The following is a 14,636-nucleotide window of genomic DNA, read 5'->3' as shown; positions in this document are numbered from 1 at the left end:
CCGGCTTGCGGCAAGCCCCTCTGCGAAAAGCCAGGGCGAAAACAGAAGATAAGCGCCATCGCACAGGGGCTTTCATGAACATCTTTCTGGTTGAAGATTCGCCGTCCATCCGCCGCCTGCTGGTACGCCGGCTGGACAGCATGGCCGGCGCACGCATCGTCGGCGAGGCCAGCCGCCAGGACGAAGCGATCGCGCTGATCGAGTGGCTGCAGCCCGAGATGGTGCTGCTGGACCTGTCGCTGGCCTCGGGCTCGGGCCTGCAGGTGCTGGCCGCGCTGCGCGGCAAGGGCTTTCGCGGCCAGGTGATGGTGCTGACCTCGCAAGCCGTCGATGCCTATCGCCAGGCCTGCACGGCCGCCGGCGCCGATGGCTTCTACGACAAGGCCAGCGGCCTGGACACCCTGTTCGACGATCTCGGCGAGCAGCTGGAAGCACGCCGCGACGACGAGTCCAGCACCCCGGCCGCCCTGCTGCTGCGCGATGCGCTGACCGGCCTGTACAGCCAGCTCGCGCTGCTGGAGCGGGCCGACCAGGCCATCAAGCTGGCGGCCGCCGAGAATGCCGAGATCGCCGCCTTCGTGCTGGTGCTGAAGGGCCTGGACGCACTGCGCCAGACCCATGGCGAGGCCGCCGTCGAGGCGGTGCTGCGCGAGACCGCGCAGCGGCTGAGCCTGTCCTGCACGCCGGCCGATGTGCTGGCCCGCCATGCCAGCGAGCAGTTCGCGCTGGTGCTGACGCGGATCGATTCGGCCGCCGACGCCGCGAGCTTCGCCCGGCAGATCGGCGCGCTGATGGCCCAGCCTTTCCAGATTGACGGCGGGGCCCTGGCCCTGCAAAGCGAACTGGGCATGGCCCTGTTCCCGCGCGACGCGGTCTCGGCCCGCGCCCTGCTGACCCTGGCCGAGGCCCATGCCTATGGCGCGGCGCTGCCGCAGCGCCCTACGGTCTTCTGCCACTGATCCCCGCCTTCAGCCCTTACGGAGTTCGCCATGATGTCTTCCGCCAAGCTCAAATCGCTGCTGCTCACCGCCGCCCTGCTGGGTGCGGGTTCGGCAGGCGCCGCCACCGCCGGCAACACCTTCCAGGTGCAGGCCACCGTGGTCAGCGCCTGCACGGTGTCGGGCTCGGCGATGAACTTCGGCGCCAGTATCGACCCGCTGGCCACCGCGACGCCGCTGGACGCCAGCTCGACGCTGAGCGTCGTGTGCACCAACACCACGCCCTATACCGTGTCGCTGAATGCCGGTGCCAATGCCGGCGGCGCCTCCAACTTCACGAACCGCGCGATGAAGAGCGGCGCCAACAGCCTGGGCTACCAGCTCTATCTGGATGCCGGCCGCTCCAGCATCTGGGGCGACGGCACGGCCAGCAGCACCCACAGCGGCACCGGCACCGGCAGCACCCAGAGCCTGACCATCTACGGCCGCCTGCCCTCGCTGGCCAATGTGGTGCCCGGCAGCTACACCGACACCGTCACCGTCACCATCTCCTACTGAGGTCTCGACATCATGCGCACCGCCCTGCTCGCCTGCCTGCTGGCCCTGAGCGGCCTGACCCATGCTGCCGACATCAGCCTGATGCCGGTCAATGTCAAGCTCGACCGCCTCAACGACCGTGCCACCGTGCAGGTGCAGAACAACGGCAGCGAGGCCGTCATCATGCAGGCCGATGCGATCGCCTGGACCCGGGTCCAGGGCCAGGATGTCGACGGTCCGACCAGCGACATCATCGTCAACCCGCCGATCTTCACGATCCAGCCGGGCCAGACCCAGATCGTGCGCGTCGGCCTGCGCCGCAACCAGGAGCTGCAGCAGGAAGCCACCTACCGCATGGTGCTGCGGGAGGTGCCGAGCCCGCGGCTGTCCGACATCGGCAATGTCAGCGGCAGCGTGCGCGTGCTGGTGGCGCTGCGGGTGCCGGTCTATGTGGCGCCGAGCAAGGTCGTGCGCCAGGAGCAATGGCAGCTGCGCCGTGATGCCTCCGGCGGGATGGTCGCCAGCGTCAGCAACACCGGCAATGTGCATCTGAAGATCGGCGAGCTGCGCCTACAGGGCGAAGGCGGCAAGGTGCTGGCGCTGCAGGGCAGCGGCAGCGTGATCTTCCCCGGCGAGCAGCGCAGCTTCCGCCTGCAGGGCTCGCAGAGGCACCGGCTGCTGGAGGTCGTGAGCGACCAGGGTGTGCAGCAGGTGGCGCTGAATGAGGCGCAGGACTGAGTCCCGGCACGGCCACCTGCTGTGGCCGCTGCTGCTGGGGCTGTCCGAGCCTCTCGGCGCCCAGTCCGGCGGCCTCTTGCCCAGCCCCGAACTGGCCCAGGCGCTGGCCGAGCTCGGGCGCCCCGGCGAGACCCTGTTGCTGGGCCTGCGCATCAACGGCGTGGCCCAGCCGCAGACCCTGCGTGCGGTGCGGGTGGCCGAGGGCCTGGCGCTGCCGCAGCCGCTGTGGGAGGCCCTGCACCTGAAGCTCCCGGCGCTGGCGCCGCGCCTGATCGACGGCGAGCCGCATATGGTGCTCGACGGCCGACCCGACCCGGGCCTGGACACCCGCTGGCATATCGAGGAGGCCAGCCAGACCCTGGTGATCGAGGCCGCCGCCTCGGCCTTCAAGCGCCAGCAGCTCAGCATGGAGAGCTTGGCGCCGCGCCTGACCCTGCCGCAGCAGCTGGGCCTGTTCGCCAACTACGATCTCTACTGGCAGCGCCGCAGCCGGGGCGGCGGCAGCAGCCTGGACGGCCTGGCCGAGCTCGGCGCGCTGACCGCCCGGGGCGACCTGAACCATCTGCTGCTGTACCGCCAGCAAGGCGGCCTGCTGAGGCTGGAGACGCGCTGGACCCTGGACCAGCCCGAACGCATGGCGCGGTTGCGCGTCGGCGATACGGTCAGCCAGCCCGGTGCCTGGGGCCGGGCGCTGCGCCTGGGCGGCCTGCAGTGGGGCACGGACTTTTCGCTGCGGCCCGGTTTCCTGAGCTTCCCGCTGCCCAGCCTGAAGGGCGAGGCCGCCCTGCCCTCGACGCTGGACGTCTATGTCAACAACAGCCAGCGCCTGCAAGGCCGGCTGCAGCCCGGCGCCTTCGACCTCAGCGAGCTGCCCATCGTCACCGGCCAGGGCGAGATCCGCAGCGTGGTGCGCGATCTGCTGGGGCGCGAGCAGGTCGTGATCCAGCCCTACTACGTCAGCCCCGCCCTGCTGAAGCCGGGGCTGCGCGCCTTCAGCGTCGAACTGGGCCGGCTGCGCGAGGACTATGGCCTGGCCAGCAACCGCTACGGCCCCGCGCTGGCCAGCCTGACCGAGCGCAAGGGGATCAGCGAGCGCTTCACCCGCGAGCTGCGCGCCGAGCTGATGCGGACCCAGCAGACCCTGGGCGCCACCGGCATCTGGCTCTGGCCGCATCTGGGCACCGGCACGCTGTCACTGGGCTTGAGCCGGCAGCGCCAGGCCGGCCGGGGCTGGCTGCTGGACGCCGGCCTGGACCGCCAGGGCCGCGACTGGAGCGGCAGCCTGCAGCTGCGCAGCGCCAGCGCCGGCTTCACACAGGCCGGTGATACCGGCGGCGCGGCGGGCAACAAGATCCGCTGGAGCGTGGCCGCCGCGCTGGGCAGCGCCTGGGGCGGCAGCGCGCTGGGCCTGAGCTATCTGCAGCAGAGCGGGCGCAGCGACGAGACGAGCCGGGCCCGGCTGCTGTCGCTCAGCGCCAGCCGCGATCTCGGCGACTGGGGCTATCTGAGCCTGGTGGCGCTGCGCGATCTGGGCGGCGGCACGGCGCTGTCGCTGTCCTGGAGCCATGCGCTGGGCGAGCGCGGCAGCGCCAGCGTCAATCTGCTGCGCAGCCGCAGCGAGGGACCGAACGGCCGCCAGGAAACCCAGAACCTGCAGCTGCAGGTCCAGCAGAACCCGCCCTTCGGCCGCGGCCTCGGCTACCAGTTGCTCAGCGAGGCCGGCGACCAGCGTCGCAGCCTGGCCCAGGCCGTTTGGCAGACCGACAAGGCCGACTTCAGCGCCGGCGCGGCCAAGCTGGGCCGGGCCCAGGAGTTGCGCGCCGGCGTCAGCGGCGGCCTGGCCTGGATGGATGGCGAGCTGTTCGCCAGCCGGCGCATCGACGGCGGCTTTGCCATCGTGCAGGTCGGCGACTATGCCGGCGTCGGCGTGCTGCATGACAACCAGCCGGTGGCCCGCACCGATGCCAGCGGCCGCGCCTTCATCGGCAGCCTGCGCGGCTACCAGAGCAACCGGGTCGGCATCGATGCCGCCGACCTGCCCTTCGACGCCCAGCTCGACGCGGTGGAAGTGCGGCTGACGCCGGCCGCCCGCAGCGCCGCGCTGATCAGCTTTCCGGTGCAGCGCAGCCGCGCGGCAAGCTTTCGCGTGATCGACCCGCAGGGCCGGCCGCTGCCGCCGGGCAGCGAGCTGCGCGTCGAGGGCGGCTCGCGCAGCTTTCCGGTCGGGCTGGAAGGCCGCGCCTTTGTCAGCGGCCTGGCCGAGCGCAGCCGCGTCGACGCGCGCTGGCCCGACGGCGGCTGCAGCCTGATACTGACGCTGCCGCGCGAGCTCAGCGAATGGCCCGAGCTGGGCACTCTTGAATGCAAGGCCACCCCATGAGACTGCTACGTCTGCTTGTCCTGCTGCTGGGCGCCGCATGCGGCGCCGGCTCGGCCCAGGCCCTGTGCCTGCCGGTGCTGTGCAGCTGCACCGTCGGCACCACGCCGCTGCTGTTCGGCAGCTACAACCCGCTGGCCCATGGCCATACCGACAGCAGCGCCAGCATCAAGGTCGACTGCGGCGGTGTGGCCGGGCTCCTGATTCCCTACAACGTCGCGATCAGCGCCGGCGGCAGCGGCAGTTTTGCCAACCGGCACATGAGCCTGGGCGCCCACCAGCTCGGCTACAACCTCTATACCGATGCCGCCCGCAGCACGGTCTGGGGCGATGGCACGGCCGCCACGCTGCTGATGTCGGCCTCGATCACGCTGGACGTCCTCGGGCTGGCGCCGCAGCAGACGCACTGGGTCTACGGCCGGCTGCCGGGCCGCCAGCTCGGCGCCGTGCCCGGCATCTACACGGACACCCTCAGCGTGACGCTGACGTACTACTAGCGCCGGGCCGCACCCAGCGCGCCAGCAGGCCGCCGTGGCGCTCGCCCCAGCTCAGCAGGCCCTCGCCCTGCCCGTCGAAGACCTGGCTCAGAAAGGCCAGGGTCAGCTCGCGGGTGGCGGTCTTGAGCTTGGGGTTCAGCGTGAGGCCGCCGGTGCCGTCGCGGTCGGTGAAGACGCTGTGCGAGCCGCCCTCGAACACCACCAGCGACTTGGTCGCGCTGCCGGTGGCGTCGAACACCCGCAGCCGGTCCTGCGCGTCGGAGTAGTAGCCGGGGATGCGTATCACGTCCTCGGTCGCGGTGATGTGCAGGGTCGGGATGCTGACGGAGCCCAGGATGCTGGCGGGATCGCCCTCGCCATAGAAGGGCGGGGCCGAGATGATCAGCGCCGCCTTGAAGCGCTCGTCGCGCAGATCCATCACCGCGCCCTGGCGCGCCACCCGCGCGCCGGCCAGCAGGAGGCTGGTGTTGGCGCCATAGGAATGGCCGGCCGCGACGATGCGCCGCGCATCGATGCGCGCGCCCCACTCGCCCTGCAGCAGCCGGTCCAGCGCGAAGCTGACATCGCGGGCCCGGTGGATCGCCTCGCGCTCCTGGGCCGCGTCCTGCAGCCGGCCCACCAGGCCCAGCGGATTGCCCATCCAGAGCTGGCGGTCGCTGCCGACATGCTGGACATGCAGGCTGGCATAGCCCTGGCTCGCCCAGTACTGGCCCAGATAGCTGTAGCCGCGCCGCGAGCCGCCGATGCCGTGCGAGAACACGATCAGCGGCACCGGCGCGCCGTCCGCCTGCGCCGGCCAGTACAGCCGCACCGGCACGGCGCGCTGGCGCTGCGTGTCCTGCCAGTCCAGGTCCTGGCCCGGGATCGCCGGCGCCGCGCTGGGCGCTGGCGGCGCGGCCTGGGCCAGGGCCGCCGGCAGGCCAGGTGCTATCAGGGCCAGGGCCAGCAGGATTCGACGTGAGACAGCAAACAACATCGGGGGGCTCTCCTTGGCGTGCCAGTATGGGGCCGGCCTCAGGGCCTGGCGGAAGTCAGGGCTTGTGAGGCCTTGGCCCGCCCCGGCCGCAGCAGCTGCACCGCATCGTCCACATAGGTGAAGACGATGGGGATCACCAGCAGGCTCAGAAAGGTCGAGGTGATCAGCCCGCCGATCACGACGATGGCCATCGGCGCCCGGAAGCTCGGGTCCACCCCCCAGCCCAGCGCGATCGGCAGCATGCCGGCCCCCATCGCGATGGTCGTCATCACGATGGGCCGGGCGCGCTTGCGGCAGGCATCGAGAATCGCCTCGAAGCGCGGCAGGCCATGGTCGCGGCGAGCGATGATGACGTAGTCGACCAGCAGGATGGAGTTCTTCGTCGCGATGCCCATCAGCATGATCAGGCCGATCATCGAGGGCATCGACAGCGCGGTCTGGCTCAGATAGAGCGCCAGGAAGGCGCCCGGGATCGACAGAACCAGCGCGGCCAGTATGGTCAGCGGCTGAACGAAGTCCTTGAACAGCAGCACCAGCACGATGTAGATGCACAGCACACCGGTCAGCATCGCCAGACCGAAGCTGTCGAACAGCTCGGCCATCGCCTCGGCATCGCCGACCGTGGTCTGGATCACGCCCGGCGGCAGGCTTTGCAGGCTGGGCAGAGCCAAGGCCTGGCGCTCGACATCGCCCAGCGCCTGGCCATTGAGCTCGATCTCGATATTGATATTGCGCAGCCGGTCATAGCGGTCGATCTGCGAGGGCCCGCTGTCCAGCGCCAGGCTGGCGACATTGCCCAGTGGCACCGGGCCATGGCTGCCCGGCACCGGCAGGCGGCTCAGATAGCCCAGATCCGCGCGCGCATCGCTGCGCAGCCTGACCACCACCGGCACCTGGCGCTGCGCCAGGTTCAGCTTGGCCAGCTCCTGCTCGTAGTCGCCGGCCGTGGCCACCCGCAGCGTCTCGGCGATGGCGGCGGCGCTGACGCCCAGATCGGCGGCGCGCGCAAAGTCGGGCCGCACGATCAGCTCGGGCCGGGTCAGGCTGGCGCTGGAGGTCACCGCGCCGATGCCGGGAATGCCGCGCAACTCGCGCTCGACGGCATGCGCATGCTCGGCCAGCACCCGGCCGTCCTCGCCGGCCAGCACCAGCACGTATTTCTCGCTGGAGGCGCCGAAGCCGACCTTGACCCGGGCGCCGGGGATCAGCTCGACCGCCTCGCGCAGCTGGGCCTCGATGGCCTGCTTGCTGAGGCCCGGCCGCTCGTCGCGGTGGGTCAGGTTCAGGGTCAGCGTGGCCTTGCCGACGCTGGAGGCCGAGCCCATCGCGAAGGGATCGGCGCCGGCGCTGCCGCCGCCGATGGCGGTGTAGATCAGCTTGACGTGGGGGTTGGCCTGCACGATCTGGCGCGCCCGCTCTGCCAGCTCGGCGGTTTGCTGGAAGCTGCTGCCCGGCGGCAGGGTCAGCGTGACCTGGGTCTGACTCAGGTCATCGGGCGGGATGAAGCCGGTCGGCAGCAGGCCGGCCAGGCCGAAGGAGCCGACCGTGAACACCAGCGTGGCCAGCAGCGTCTTGATGCGGTGCTGCAGGCACCAGCGCGCCCAGCCGGTGTAGCGCAGCAGCCAGCGCGGCTCGTGATGCTCGCCGGTGGGCGGCTTCAGCAGATAGGCCGCCATCATCGGCGTCAGCATGCGCGCCACCACCAGCGAGAAGAACACCGAGATCGCCGCCGTCCAGCCGAACTGCACGAAGAATTTGCCGGCGATGCCGCTCATGAAGGCGGTCGGCAGAAAGACCGCGATCAGCGTGAAGGTGGTCGCGATGACGGCCAGCCCGATCTCGTCGGCCGCCTCCATCGCCGCCTCGTAAGGCGTCTTGCCCATGCGCAGATGGCGCATGATGTTCTCGATCTCGACGATCGCGTCGTCGACCAGGATGCCCACCACCAGGGACAGCGACAGCAGGGTCACGGTGTTGACGGTGAAGCCGAGGAAATACATCGCCGCAAAGGTCGGCACCACCGACAGCGGCAGCGCCGTCGCGGCGACGATGGTGGCGCGCCAGTCGCGCAGAAAGAACCAGACGACGACCACGGCCAGGAAGGCGCCCTCGTAGAGCAGCACCATCGAGCCGTCGTAGTTTTCCTGCACCGGGTCGACGAAGTTGAAGGCCTCGACGATCTCGATCTCCGGATGCTCGGCGCGCAGCGCCTGCAAGGCCGTCGCGACGCCACGCGCCACCTCGACCTCGCCGGCGCCGCGCGTGCGGGTGATCTCGAAGCCCACCACCGGCTTGCCGTTCAGCAGGGCCGCCGAGCGCTGCTCGGCCACCGTGTCCTTGACGCTGGCCAGCTGGTCCAGGCGCAGGCGCCGGCCATCGGCCAGCGCGATGTCCATCGCGGCCAGCTCCTCGGCCGAGGCCACGGTGGCGATGGTGCGCACCGACTGCTCGGCGCCGCCGATATCGGAGCGCCCGCCCGAGGCCTCCTGCTGGATCTGGCGCAACTGGCGCGAGACATCGGCGGCGGTGGCGTTCAGCGCCTGCAGCTTGGCCGGGTCGAGCTCGACCCGCACCTCGCGGCTGACACCACCGACCCGGCCGACCGCACCGACCCCGGGCACGGCCAGCATGGACTTGGCCACCTGGTTGTCAACAAACCACGACAGCGCCTCGTCGTCCATGCGGCTCGATGCCACCGTGTAGGTCAGGATGGGCGTGCCCGAGAGCTCCAGCTTGGAGACCACCGGATCGCGCATCTCGCCGGGCAGGTCGGAGCGCACCCGCGAGACCGCATCACGCACATCGTCGAGCGCCTCCTGCGTGGGCTTTTCCAGCCGGAACTCGGCCGTGATCGTGGCCATGCCGTCGCTCAGCGAGGTGTAGATGTGCTTGACGCCCTGCAGGGTCGCGATCTGGTTCTCGATCTTGCGCGCCACCTGCGATTCCAGCTGGGCCGGCGAGGCCCCGGGCAGCGCCGCGCTGACCGTCACGGTGGGCAGGTCGATATCGGGGAAGTTCTGGATCTTCATCCAGCGAAAGCCCGCCAGACCCAGCAGGGTCAGCATGATGAAGAGCAGGATGGCCGGGATCGGATTGCGGATCGACCAGGACGAGACATTCATCATGACTTACTCCCGTCCACCACCCGCACCAGATCGCCGTCGGCCAGGAAGCCGACGCCGCTGGCGACCACCCGCTCGCCGGCCTTCAGCCCGGCCAGCAGCTCGATCTTGTCGCCCAGGCGGCGGCCGATGCTGACCTTGCTCTGCTGCACCCGGCCGTCGGTGCCGACCTTGAACACATAGGCAAAACCGTCGCGCAGCTGCACCGCCGCCTGCGGCAGCGCCAGCGCGGGGCTGCGGCCCAAGAGGATGCGGCCGCGCACAAAGCCGCCGGCACGCAAGGCGGCGTGCGGGCTCAGGTCGATATAAGCAAGGCCGTTGCGGCTTTGCGCATCGACGGTCGGGCCGACCAGGCGCAGCCGACCGCTGGCGCGCTGGCCATCGGGCAGCTCGATCTCGACCTCGGCCCCGGGTGCGAGCCGGGCCAGCTCGGCGCTGGGCAGCTCGGCACGCCACTCGAGGCGGCTCTTGCGTATCAGCCGGAACAGCTCCTGGCCCGGCTGCGCCACCGCGCCGACGATGGCCGGCGCGGCCGCGATCAGGCCGTCATCGGGCGCGACGATGCGGGTCTGGGCCAGGCGCAGTTCCTCGCTGCGCACCTTGGCCTGGGCGGCCTCGAAGCGGGCCTTGGCCGCCTGTTCCTGCACCAGGTATTGCTGGGCCTGCTGGGCGCTCAGTGCGCCGCTGCCGCTGGCCTGCAGGCTGCGCACCCGCTCGGCATCGGCCTGGGCGCCGGCCAGCAGGGCCTGGGCCTCGGCGGCGGCCGCACGGCTCTGCGCCAGCTCGGCCTGCACCGTCTCGCTGGCCAGGCTGGCCAGCAGCTGGCCGCGCCGCACCCGGTCGCCGACCTGGGCCCGCACCTCGGCCAGGCGCAGCCCGGACAGCTCGGCGCTGACCACCGCCTCCTGCCAGGCGGCCACCGTGCCGCCGGCCTGCACGGCCTGCTCCCATTGCTGCGCGCTGGCGCTGACCAGATTGACGCTGAGCGCCGGCTTGGCCTTGGCCGCTGTTGTCGTCTGCGCCTGGGCCGCTGCGATCAGCAGGGCTGTGGCGATAAGGCCGATTGTCTTGTTCATGAGCTACTCCCTTGCTGCCAGCCACCACCGCTGGCCTTGTAAAGCGCCACCCAGGCGGCGACCCGTTGTTCCTGCACCTGCACCAGGCTGGCCTGGGCATTCAGCGCCAGCCGGCGCGCGTCTTCGAGCTCGGCCGCGCTGGCCAGCCCCTGGCGCCAGCGCTGCTGCGTGCCGGCCAGCGAGCGCTCGTAGGCCGAGACACTGGCCGCCACATGGCTTTCGCGGGCCTGGGCTGCATCGAGTCGCACCAGCGCCTCCTCGACCTCGCGCACCGCCTGCAGCAGCGCTCCGCGGTGCGCCGCCAGCGCCTCCTCGTAGCGGCCCTGGGCCGCATCGACCTGGGCGCGGCGCGCGCCGCCGTCCAGCAAAGGCAGGCTCAGGCTGGGGCCCAGCGACCAGCCATTGCCGTCGTCGCGCGAGCCGGCCACGCGCAGCGCGCCGATATTGAGCGAGCCGCTGAGCCGCAGCTGCGGATAGCGCTCGGCCTCGGCCGCGCCGCGCTCGGCCCAGGCCGCCAGCACCAGGCGCTCCGAGGCCGCCAGATCGGGGCGCTGGGCCAGCAGCTCGGCCGGCAGGCGCGGCAGCGCAAACAAGGCCGGGGCCGGCAGGCGCGCGGTGGCCGCGCCCAGGCGCTGGCGCAGTGCCGCCTCGTCCAGCGCGGTCAGCGCCACCAGGCCCTTGACCGCCAGATCGCAGTCGGCGCGCTGGGCCAGGCGGCGGCTGTGCGCCTCGGCGGCCGCGCCCTCCAGCAGATCGGCGGCGGCCGGCGCCTCGAAGCCGACCCTGGCCTTGTCGCGCGCCAGCAGCGCCAGCTGGCCCAGCGACTCGGCCTCGCGTTCGCCGATGGCCAGCAACTGCTCGCAGCTGCGCAGGCTCAGGTATTGCCGGGCCACCTCGGCCGCCAGGCTGACACGGGCCTGGTGCCAGTCCAGCTCGCTGGCGGCGGCCCGTTCGCCGGCGGCCTGGGCCTGCTGGCGCACGCGGGCAAACAGATCGATCTCCCAGCTCGCGTCCAGGCCCAGGCTGGCCTGGCCGCGGGCCGGCTCGTTCGAGGGCACGGCCGAGCGGGACCGGCCGGCGCTGCCGGCCAGGCCCAGCTGCGGCGCGCCGGCGCTGGCGCTGAGGCCGGCGGCGGCACGCGCCTGGCCGATGCGGGCCAGCGCCTGCTGCAGGCCCGGGTTCGCGCCCTGGGCCTGGGTGATCAGCTCGGCCAGCAGCGGGTCGTCAAAGCGCGCCCACCACTGGCGCAGCTGTTCGGGACTGCCCTGATGGGGCAGCAGCGCCGGCAAGCCGGCCTGCCAGGCCGGCGGCGCCGGCAGCTCGGCACGCGGCGCCGGCACGACGGCACAGCCGCCGAGCGCAATAACGAGCAGGCACAGCGGCGCCAGACCGGCCCGCCTGGGCCGGTGCAACAAGGAGGAATTCATGGGCTAGCTTCTTCCGTGGGTAGAGGGGGGCGGCGGGGGCAGGCGCAGCAGGCGCTCCTGCTCCACCAGGGCCGAGCCATAGGCCACCATGCGCGCCAGCACGCGCTCATAGGCCCCGGGGCCGTAGACGACACCGGGGGCCAGCGCCTCCATATAGTCGGCCGACATCCAGTAGTCCTGCACCAGGGCCGTCAGCGCATGGGCCAGGTGCTGCAGGCCCAGATCGGCCTCGGCCGCGCCGACGCGCTGGCGCAGCATCTCGATCAGCGCCGCATGCTGGGGCCCGAGGTGCTGGGCGCACAGCTGCTCGTAAGCCAAGCTGGGCTCGAGCATCTCGCGGCCCAGCAGGCGCATCAGCTGGGCCGCGCTGCCATCAGCGGAGCGCAGCGGCGCCAGCAAGGCCTCGTAGAAGCCGCGCAGCCAGTCCTGCAGCGGCACCTCGACGTCGGGCGCCGGCACCTGGGCCAGCAGATCGAGGATGGGCTGGACCAGGGCCTCCCGGTACAGGCCCTGCTTGTCGCCGAAGTAGTAGGAGATCGAGCCGATATTGACACCGGCGGCCTGGCAGATCTCGCGGGTGCTGGCCTTGTCGAAGCCCTTGTCCGCAAAGATGCGGGTGGCCTCGGCAAGCATGCGCTCGCGGGTGCCGGGCTGGGAGGGGGCGGAACTGGACATGGCGCGATCATAAGGGAATTTAATCAATCGATTGATTAAGGGCTCATGAAGACTTCAGATTCGCCCGGGCCTGTGTGTGGCATGACACAAAGCCCGCCCGTCCGAGCTGTTAGGGTGGCCTGCCCTGCACTCCGGAACACGCCTCCGATGGCCAAACGCAAGCCCGCCGCCGCCTGGACCCGGCTGATGCAGCAGAGCTGGTCGGCGCTGGCGCGCTCGAATCTGCGCGCCGGCCGCCGGGCCGTTGCCAAGGCGATCAAGCCGGCGCTGGCCAGCCGCCAACCACCGCCCGGCGATGGCGACTGGCTGGCCGGCGCGGTGATGGGCCCGGCCGGCCTGCGGCGCTACTGGCTGTATCGCCCGCCGGGCTTGCGGCTCAAGCCCGGGGAACGACTGCCGCTGCTGCTGATGCTGCACGGCTGCGGCCAGACCGCGCCAGGCTTTGCCGCCAGCACCCGGATGAACCGGGTCGCCGCGCGCGAGCGCTTTCTGGTGCTCTATCCGGAGCAGGACCGGCTGGCCAATGCCCAGGGCTGCTGGAACTGGTTCGACACCCGCTCGGGTCGCGCCCATAGCGAGGCCGCGCTGATACTGCAGGCGGTCGACCAGGTCTGCCTGCTCTACCCGGCCGACCGCGAGCGCGTCGCGCTGGCGGGCCTGTCGGCCGGGGCCAGCATGGCGGCGCTGCTGGCGAGCCGGTATCCGGAGCGCTTCAAGGCCGTGGTGATGCACTCGGGCATTCCGCCTGGCACGGCCGACTCAGGCCTGTCGGCGCTCGGTGCGATGCGGGGCCGGCGCGCCACCCAGCCGCTGCCGGCATCAGCGCCCGCGGCCGCGCCGGCGCCCAGCCCCTGGCCGCCACTGCTGGTCATCCATGGCAGCCGTGACGCCGTGGTCGCGCTCAGCAATGGGCGCGCCGCCGTGCAGGCCTGGGCCGAGGCCGCAGGTGCGCGCGCGGCCCAGCCGCGCAGCGTGCGGCGCGGCAAGCGCTATCCGAGCACGGTGACCGATTTCAAGCGCGGCGCGGCGACCGTGGCCAGCCTGGTCGAGGTGGACGGGCTGGGCCATGCCTGGAGCGGCGGCCTGGCCAGCCAGCCCTTTGGCGACGGCCAGGGGCCCGATGCTTCGCGCATGGTGTGGGCCTTCGCGGCCCGGCAGTTCCGCCGCTGAGGGGCCGCCCCAGAGCTCAGAACAGCTCGACCGCGCTGAGCTTGGCCGGCTCCTGCATCAGCCCCATGGCCAGCAGGGCCGCATGGCTTTGCACCTGGTTGCGGCCGGCACTCTTGGCGTGATAGACCGCGCGGTCGGCCCGCTCGAAGGCGCTGGCCGGCGAGTCCTCGGGGCGCACCGGCGTGAAGCCGACGCTCACGGTGATGCGGCCGACCTGCGGGAACTGGTAGGCCTCGGTATTCAGGCGCAGGCGCTCGAAGGCCTGGGCCGCGTCGAGCTCGTCGGTGCAGCGCATCAGCACGACGAACTCCTCGCCGCCGAAGCGGTAGAGCAGGTCATGGAAACGGAAGCTGTTGCGCATCAGGCGCGACAGCAGCAGCAGCACCTCGTCGCCGATCAGGTGGCCGAAGTTGTCGTTGACGCGCTTGAAATGATCGATGTCGATCACGCCCAGCCAGTAGCTCGGGCGCTGGCCCTCGTGGCGGCGGCCGTCGTCGGCCTGCTCGATCGCGCTGACGGGCGAGCCGTTGCCGACGGCCTTCAGAAAGCTCTCGTCAAAGGTCTTGCGGTTCAGCAGGCCGGTCAGCGTGTCGCGCTCGCTGTAGTCCAGCAGGCCCTGGAAGTTGTGATAGATGCGCAGGATGCTGCCGACCAGGCGCTGGTCGGAGTTCTTCAGCTTGTCGCGCGACTCGATCTCCAGCACCCCGACGACCTCGCGCTCGGTGGCGATCGGGAACAAGGTCAGCCAGTGCTCGCCCTCGCGGCGTTGCAGCACATGGCGCTCGTGCATGCAGTCGAGCCGGTCGGGGTGGGACTGGGCGCTGGGCAGGCGCTCGGCCCAGACCGAGTCGGCGCTGGCCACCGCCGCGTCGCCGACCAGGCGCGCGCGCGTCAGCCAGCGCTCCTGACCGGCCTCGCCGACCAGCCGGAAGATCGCCACCGACAGCGGTTCGACCAGATCGCGCAGGGCCGAGACCAGGGTCACGTCCATCACGTCACGATCCCTGAATCCGGTCAACTCGGCAAGATGCTCAACGACTTCAGACATGGCGCCCGACTTAGACACGAACAAGGCGCCACAAAGGGCGCCTTGCCTTGTTCCA

General features: G+C 71.3%; 12 protein-coding genes. 6 read left to right on the top strand and 6 right to left on the bottom strand.

What is annotated here, in order from left to right; all coding sequences use genetic code 11:
• Nucleotides 1–74: 74 nt before the first annotated feature.
• Genes ABGI63_RS12485 through ABGI63_RS12465 form a run of 5 tightly spaced genes read left to right on the top strand, consistent with a single transcriptional unit; the run spans nt 75 to nt 5,087 of the window.
• The gene (locus tag ABGI63_RS12485; protein WP_349742714.1) at nt 75–959 is read left to right on the top strand and encodes a diguanylate cyclase domain-containing protein; all 885 of its coding nucleotides are present in this window, start codon (nt 75–77) and stop codon (nt 957–959) included.
• Between the two features lie 30 nt (nt 960–989).
• Nucleotides 990–1,496, top strand: coding sequence for a Csu type fimbrial protein (locus tag ABGI63_RS12480; protein WP_349742713.1), 507 nt, complete (start codon nt 990–992; stop codon nt 1,494–1,496).
• Between the two features lie 12 nt (nt 1,497–1,508).
• Nucleotides 1,509–2,213, top strand: coding sequence for a fimbrial biogenesis chaperone (locus tag ABGI63_RS12475; protein WP_349742712.1), 705 nt, complete (start codon nt 1,509–1,511; stop codon nt 2,211–2,213).
• A complete protein-coding gene (locus ABGI63_RS12470; RefSeq protein ID WP_349742711.1) occupies nt 2,197–4,593 on the top strand; it encodes a fimbria/pilus outer membrane usher protein in 2,397 nt (798 codons plus the stop codon). Before ABGI63_RS12475 ends, ABGI63_RS12470 begins: the two co-directional genes overlap by 17 nt.
• On the top strand, nt 4,590–5,087 hold the full coding sequence (locus tag ABGI63_RS12465) for a Csu type fimbrial protein (protein ID WP_349742710.1): 498 nt from the start codon (nt 4,590–4,592) through the stop codon (nt 5,085–5,087). The genes ABGI63_RS12470 and ABGI63_RS12465 overlap by 4 nt, the downstream gene beginning before the upstream one ends.
• On the opposite strand, the gene ABGI63_RS12460 is transcribed toward ABGI63_RS12465, so the two are convergent.
• Genes ABGI63_RS12460 through ABGI63_RS12440 form a run of 5 tightly spaced genes read right to left on the bottom strand, consistent with a single transcriptional unit; the run spans nt 5,062 to nt 12,363 of the window.
• Nucleotides 5,062–6,063: an alpha/beta hydrolase family protein gene (locus ABGI63_RS12460; RefSeq protein ID WP_349742709.1), complete on the bottom strand. Its 1,002-nt coding sequence runs from the start codon at nt 6,061–6,063 to the stop codon at nt 5,062–5,064. The two genes, ABGI63_RS12465 and ABGI63_RS12460, sit on opposite strands and share 26 nt — an antisense overlap.
• Nucleotides 6,064–6,101: 38 nt before the next feature.
• Nucleotides 6,102–9,185, bottom strand: a complete 3,084-nt coding sequence (locus ABGI63_RS12455; RefSeq protein WP_349742899.1) for an efflux RND transporter permease subunit — start codon at nt 9,183–9,185, stop codon at nt 6,102–6,104.
• Complete coding sequence (locus tag ABGI63_RS12450; RefSeq protein ID WP_349742708.1) at nt 9,185–10,261, bottom strand: efflux RND transporter periplasmic adaptor subunit; 1,077 nt, start codon at nt 10,259–10,261, stop codon at nt 9,185–9,187. Before ABGI63_RS12450 ends, ABGI63_RS12455 begins: the two co-directional genes overlap by 1 nt.
• A complete protein-coding gene (locus ABGI63_RS12445; protein WP_349742707.1) occupies nt 10,258–11,688 on the bottom strand; it encodes an efflux transporter outer membrane subunit in 1,431 nt (476 codons plus the stop codon). The genes ABGI63_RS12450 and ABGI63_RS12445 overlap by 4 nt, the downstream gene beginning before the upstream one ends.
• 3 nt (nt 11,689–11,691) lie before the next feature.
• On the bottom strand, nt 11,692–12,363 hold the full coding sequence (locus ABGI63_RS12440; RefSeq protein WP_349742706.1) for a TetR/AcrR family transcriptional regulator: 672 nt from the start codon (nt 12,361–12,363) through the stop codon (nt 11,692–11,694).
• Nucleotides 12,364–12,510: 147 nt separating this feature from the next.
• Between ABGI63_RS12440 and ABGI63_RS12435 the strand changes: the two genes are divergently transcribed.
• A complete protein-coding gene (locus ABGI63_RS12435; RefSeq protein ID WP_349742705.1) occupies nt 12,511–13,533 on the top strand; it encodes an extracellular catalytic domain type 1 short-chain-length polyhydroxyalkanoate depolymerase in 1,023 nt (340 codons plus the stop codon).
• Nucleotides 13,534–13,549: 16 nt separating this feature from the next.
• On the opposite strand, the gene ABGI63_RS12430 is transcribed toward ABGI63_RS12435, so the two are convergent.
• Complete coding sequence (locus tag ABGI63_RS12430) at nt 13,550–14,581, bottom strand: GGDEF domain-containing protein (RefSeq protein ID WP_349742704.1); 1,032 nt, start codon at nt 14,579–14,581, stop codon at nt 13,550–13,552.
• Between the last annotated feature and the right edge of the window lie 55 nt (nt 14,582–14,636).

It is taken from the genome of Roseateles cavernae (assembly GCF_040187885.1).
GTDB lineage: Bacteria > Pseudomonadota > Gammaproteobacteria > Burkholderiales > Burkholderiaceae_C > Roseateles_E > Roseateles_E cavernae.
The sequence above is the reverse complement of the archived record's forward strand: the minus strand, read 5'-3'. Positions and strand labels throughout refer to the sequence as shown.

Coding starts and splice junctions, on each gene's coding strand:
- ABGI63_RS12440 (WP_349742706.1), bottom strand. CDS start 12,363: ATGTCCAGTTCCGCCCCCTCCCAGCCCGGCACCCGCGAGCGCATGCTT.
- ABGI63_RS12430 (WP_349742704.1), bottom strand. CDS start 14,581: ATGTCTGAAGTCGTTGAGCATCTTGCCGAGTTGACCGGATTCAGGGAT.
- ABGI63_RS12475 (WP_349742712.1), top strand. CDS start 1,509: ATGCGCACCGCCCTGCTCGCCTGCCTGCTGGCCCTGAGCGGCCTGACC.
- ABGI63_RS12465 (WP_349742710.1), top strand. CDS start 4,590: ATGAGACTGCTACGTCTGCTTGTCCTGCTGCTGGGCGCCGCATGCGGC.
- ABGI63_RS12460 (WP_349742709.1), bottom strand. CDS start 6,063: ATGTTGTTTGCTGTCTCACGTCGAATCCTGCTGGCCCTGGCCCTGATA.
- ABGI63_RS12470 (WP_349742711.1), top strand. CDS start 2,197: ATGAGGCGCAGGACTGAGTCCCGGCACGGCCACCTGCTGTGGCCGCTG.
- ABGI63_RS12450 (WP_349742708.1), bottom strand. CDS start 10,261: ATGAACAAGACAATCGGCCTTATCGCCACAGCCCTGCTGATCGCAGCG.
- ABGI63_RS12435 (WP_349742705.1), top strand. CDS start 12,511: ATGGCCAAACGCAAGCCCGCCGCCGCCTGGACCCGGCTGATGCAGCAG.
- ABGI63_RS12485 (WP_349742714.1), top strand. CDS start 75: ATGAACATCTTTCTGGTTGAAGATTCGCCGTCCATCCGCCGCCTGCTG.
- ABGI63_RS12480 (WP_349742713.1), top strand. CDS start 990: ATGATGTCTTCCGCCAAGCTCAAATCGCTGCTGCTCACCGCCGCCCTG.
- ABGI63_RS12445 (WP_349742707.1), bottom strand. CDS start 11,688: ATGAATTCCTCCTTGTTGCACCGGCCCAGGCGGGCCGGTCTGGCGCCG.
- ABGI63_RS12455 (WP_349742899.1), bottom strand. CDS start 9,185: ATGAATGTCTCGTCCTGGTCGATCCGCAATCCGATCCCGGCCATCCTG.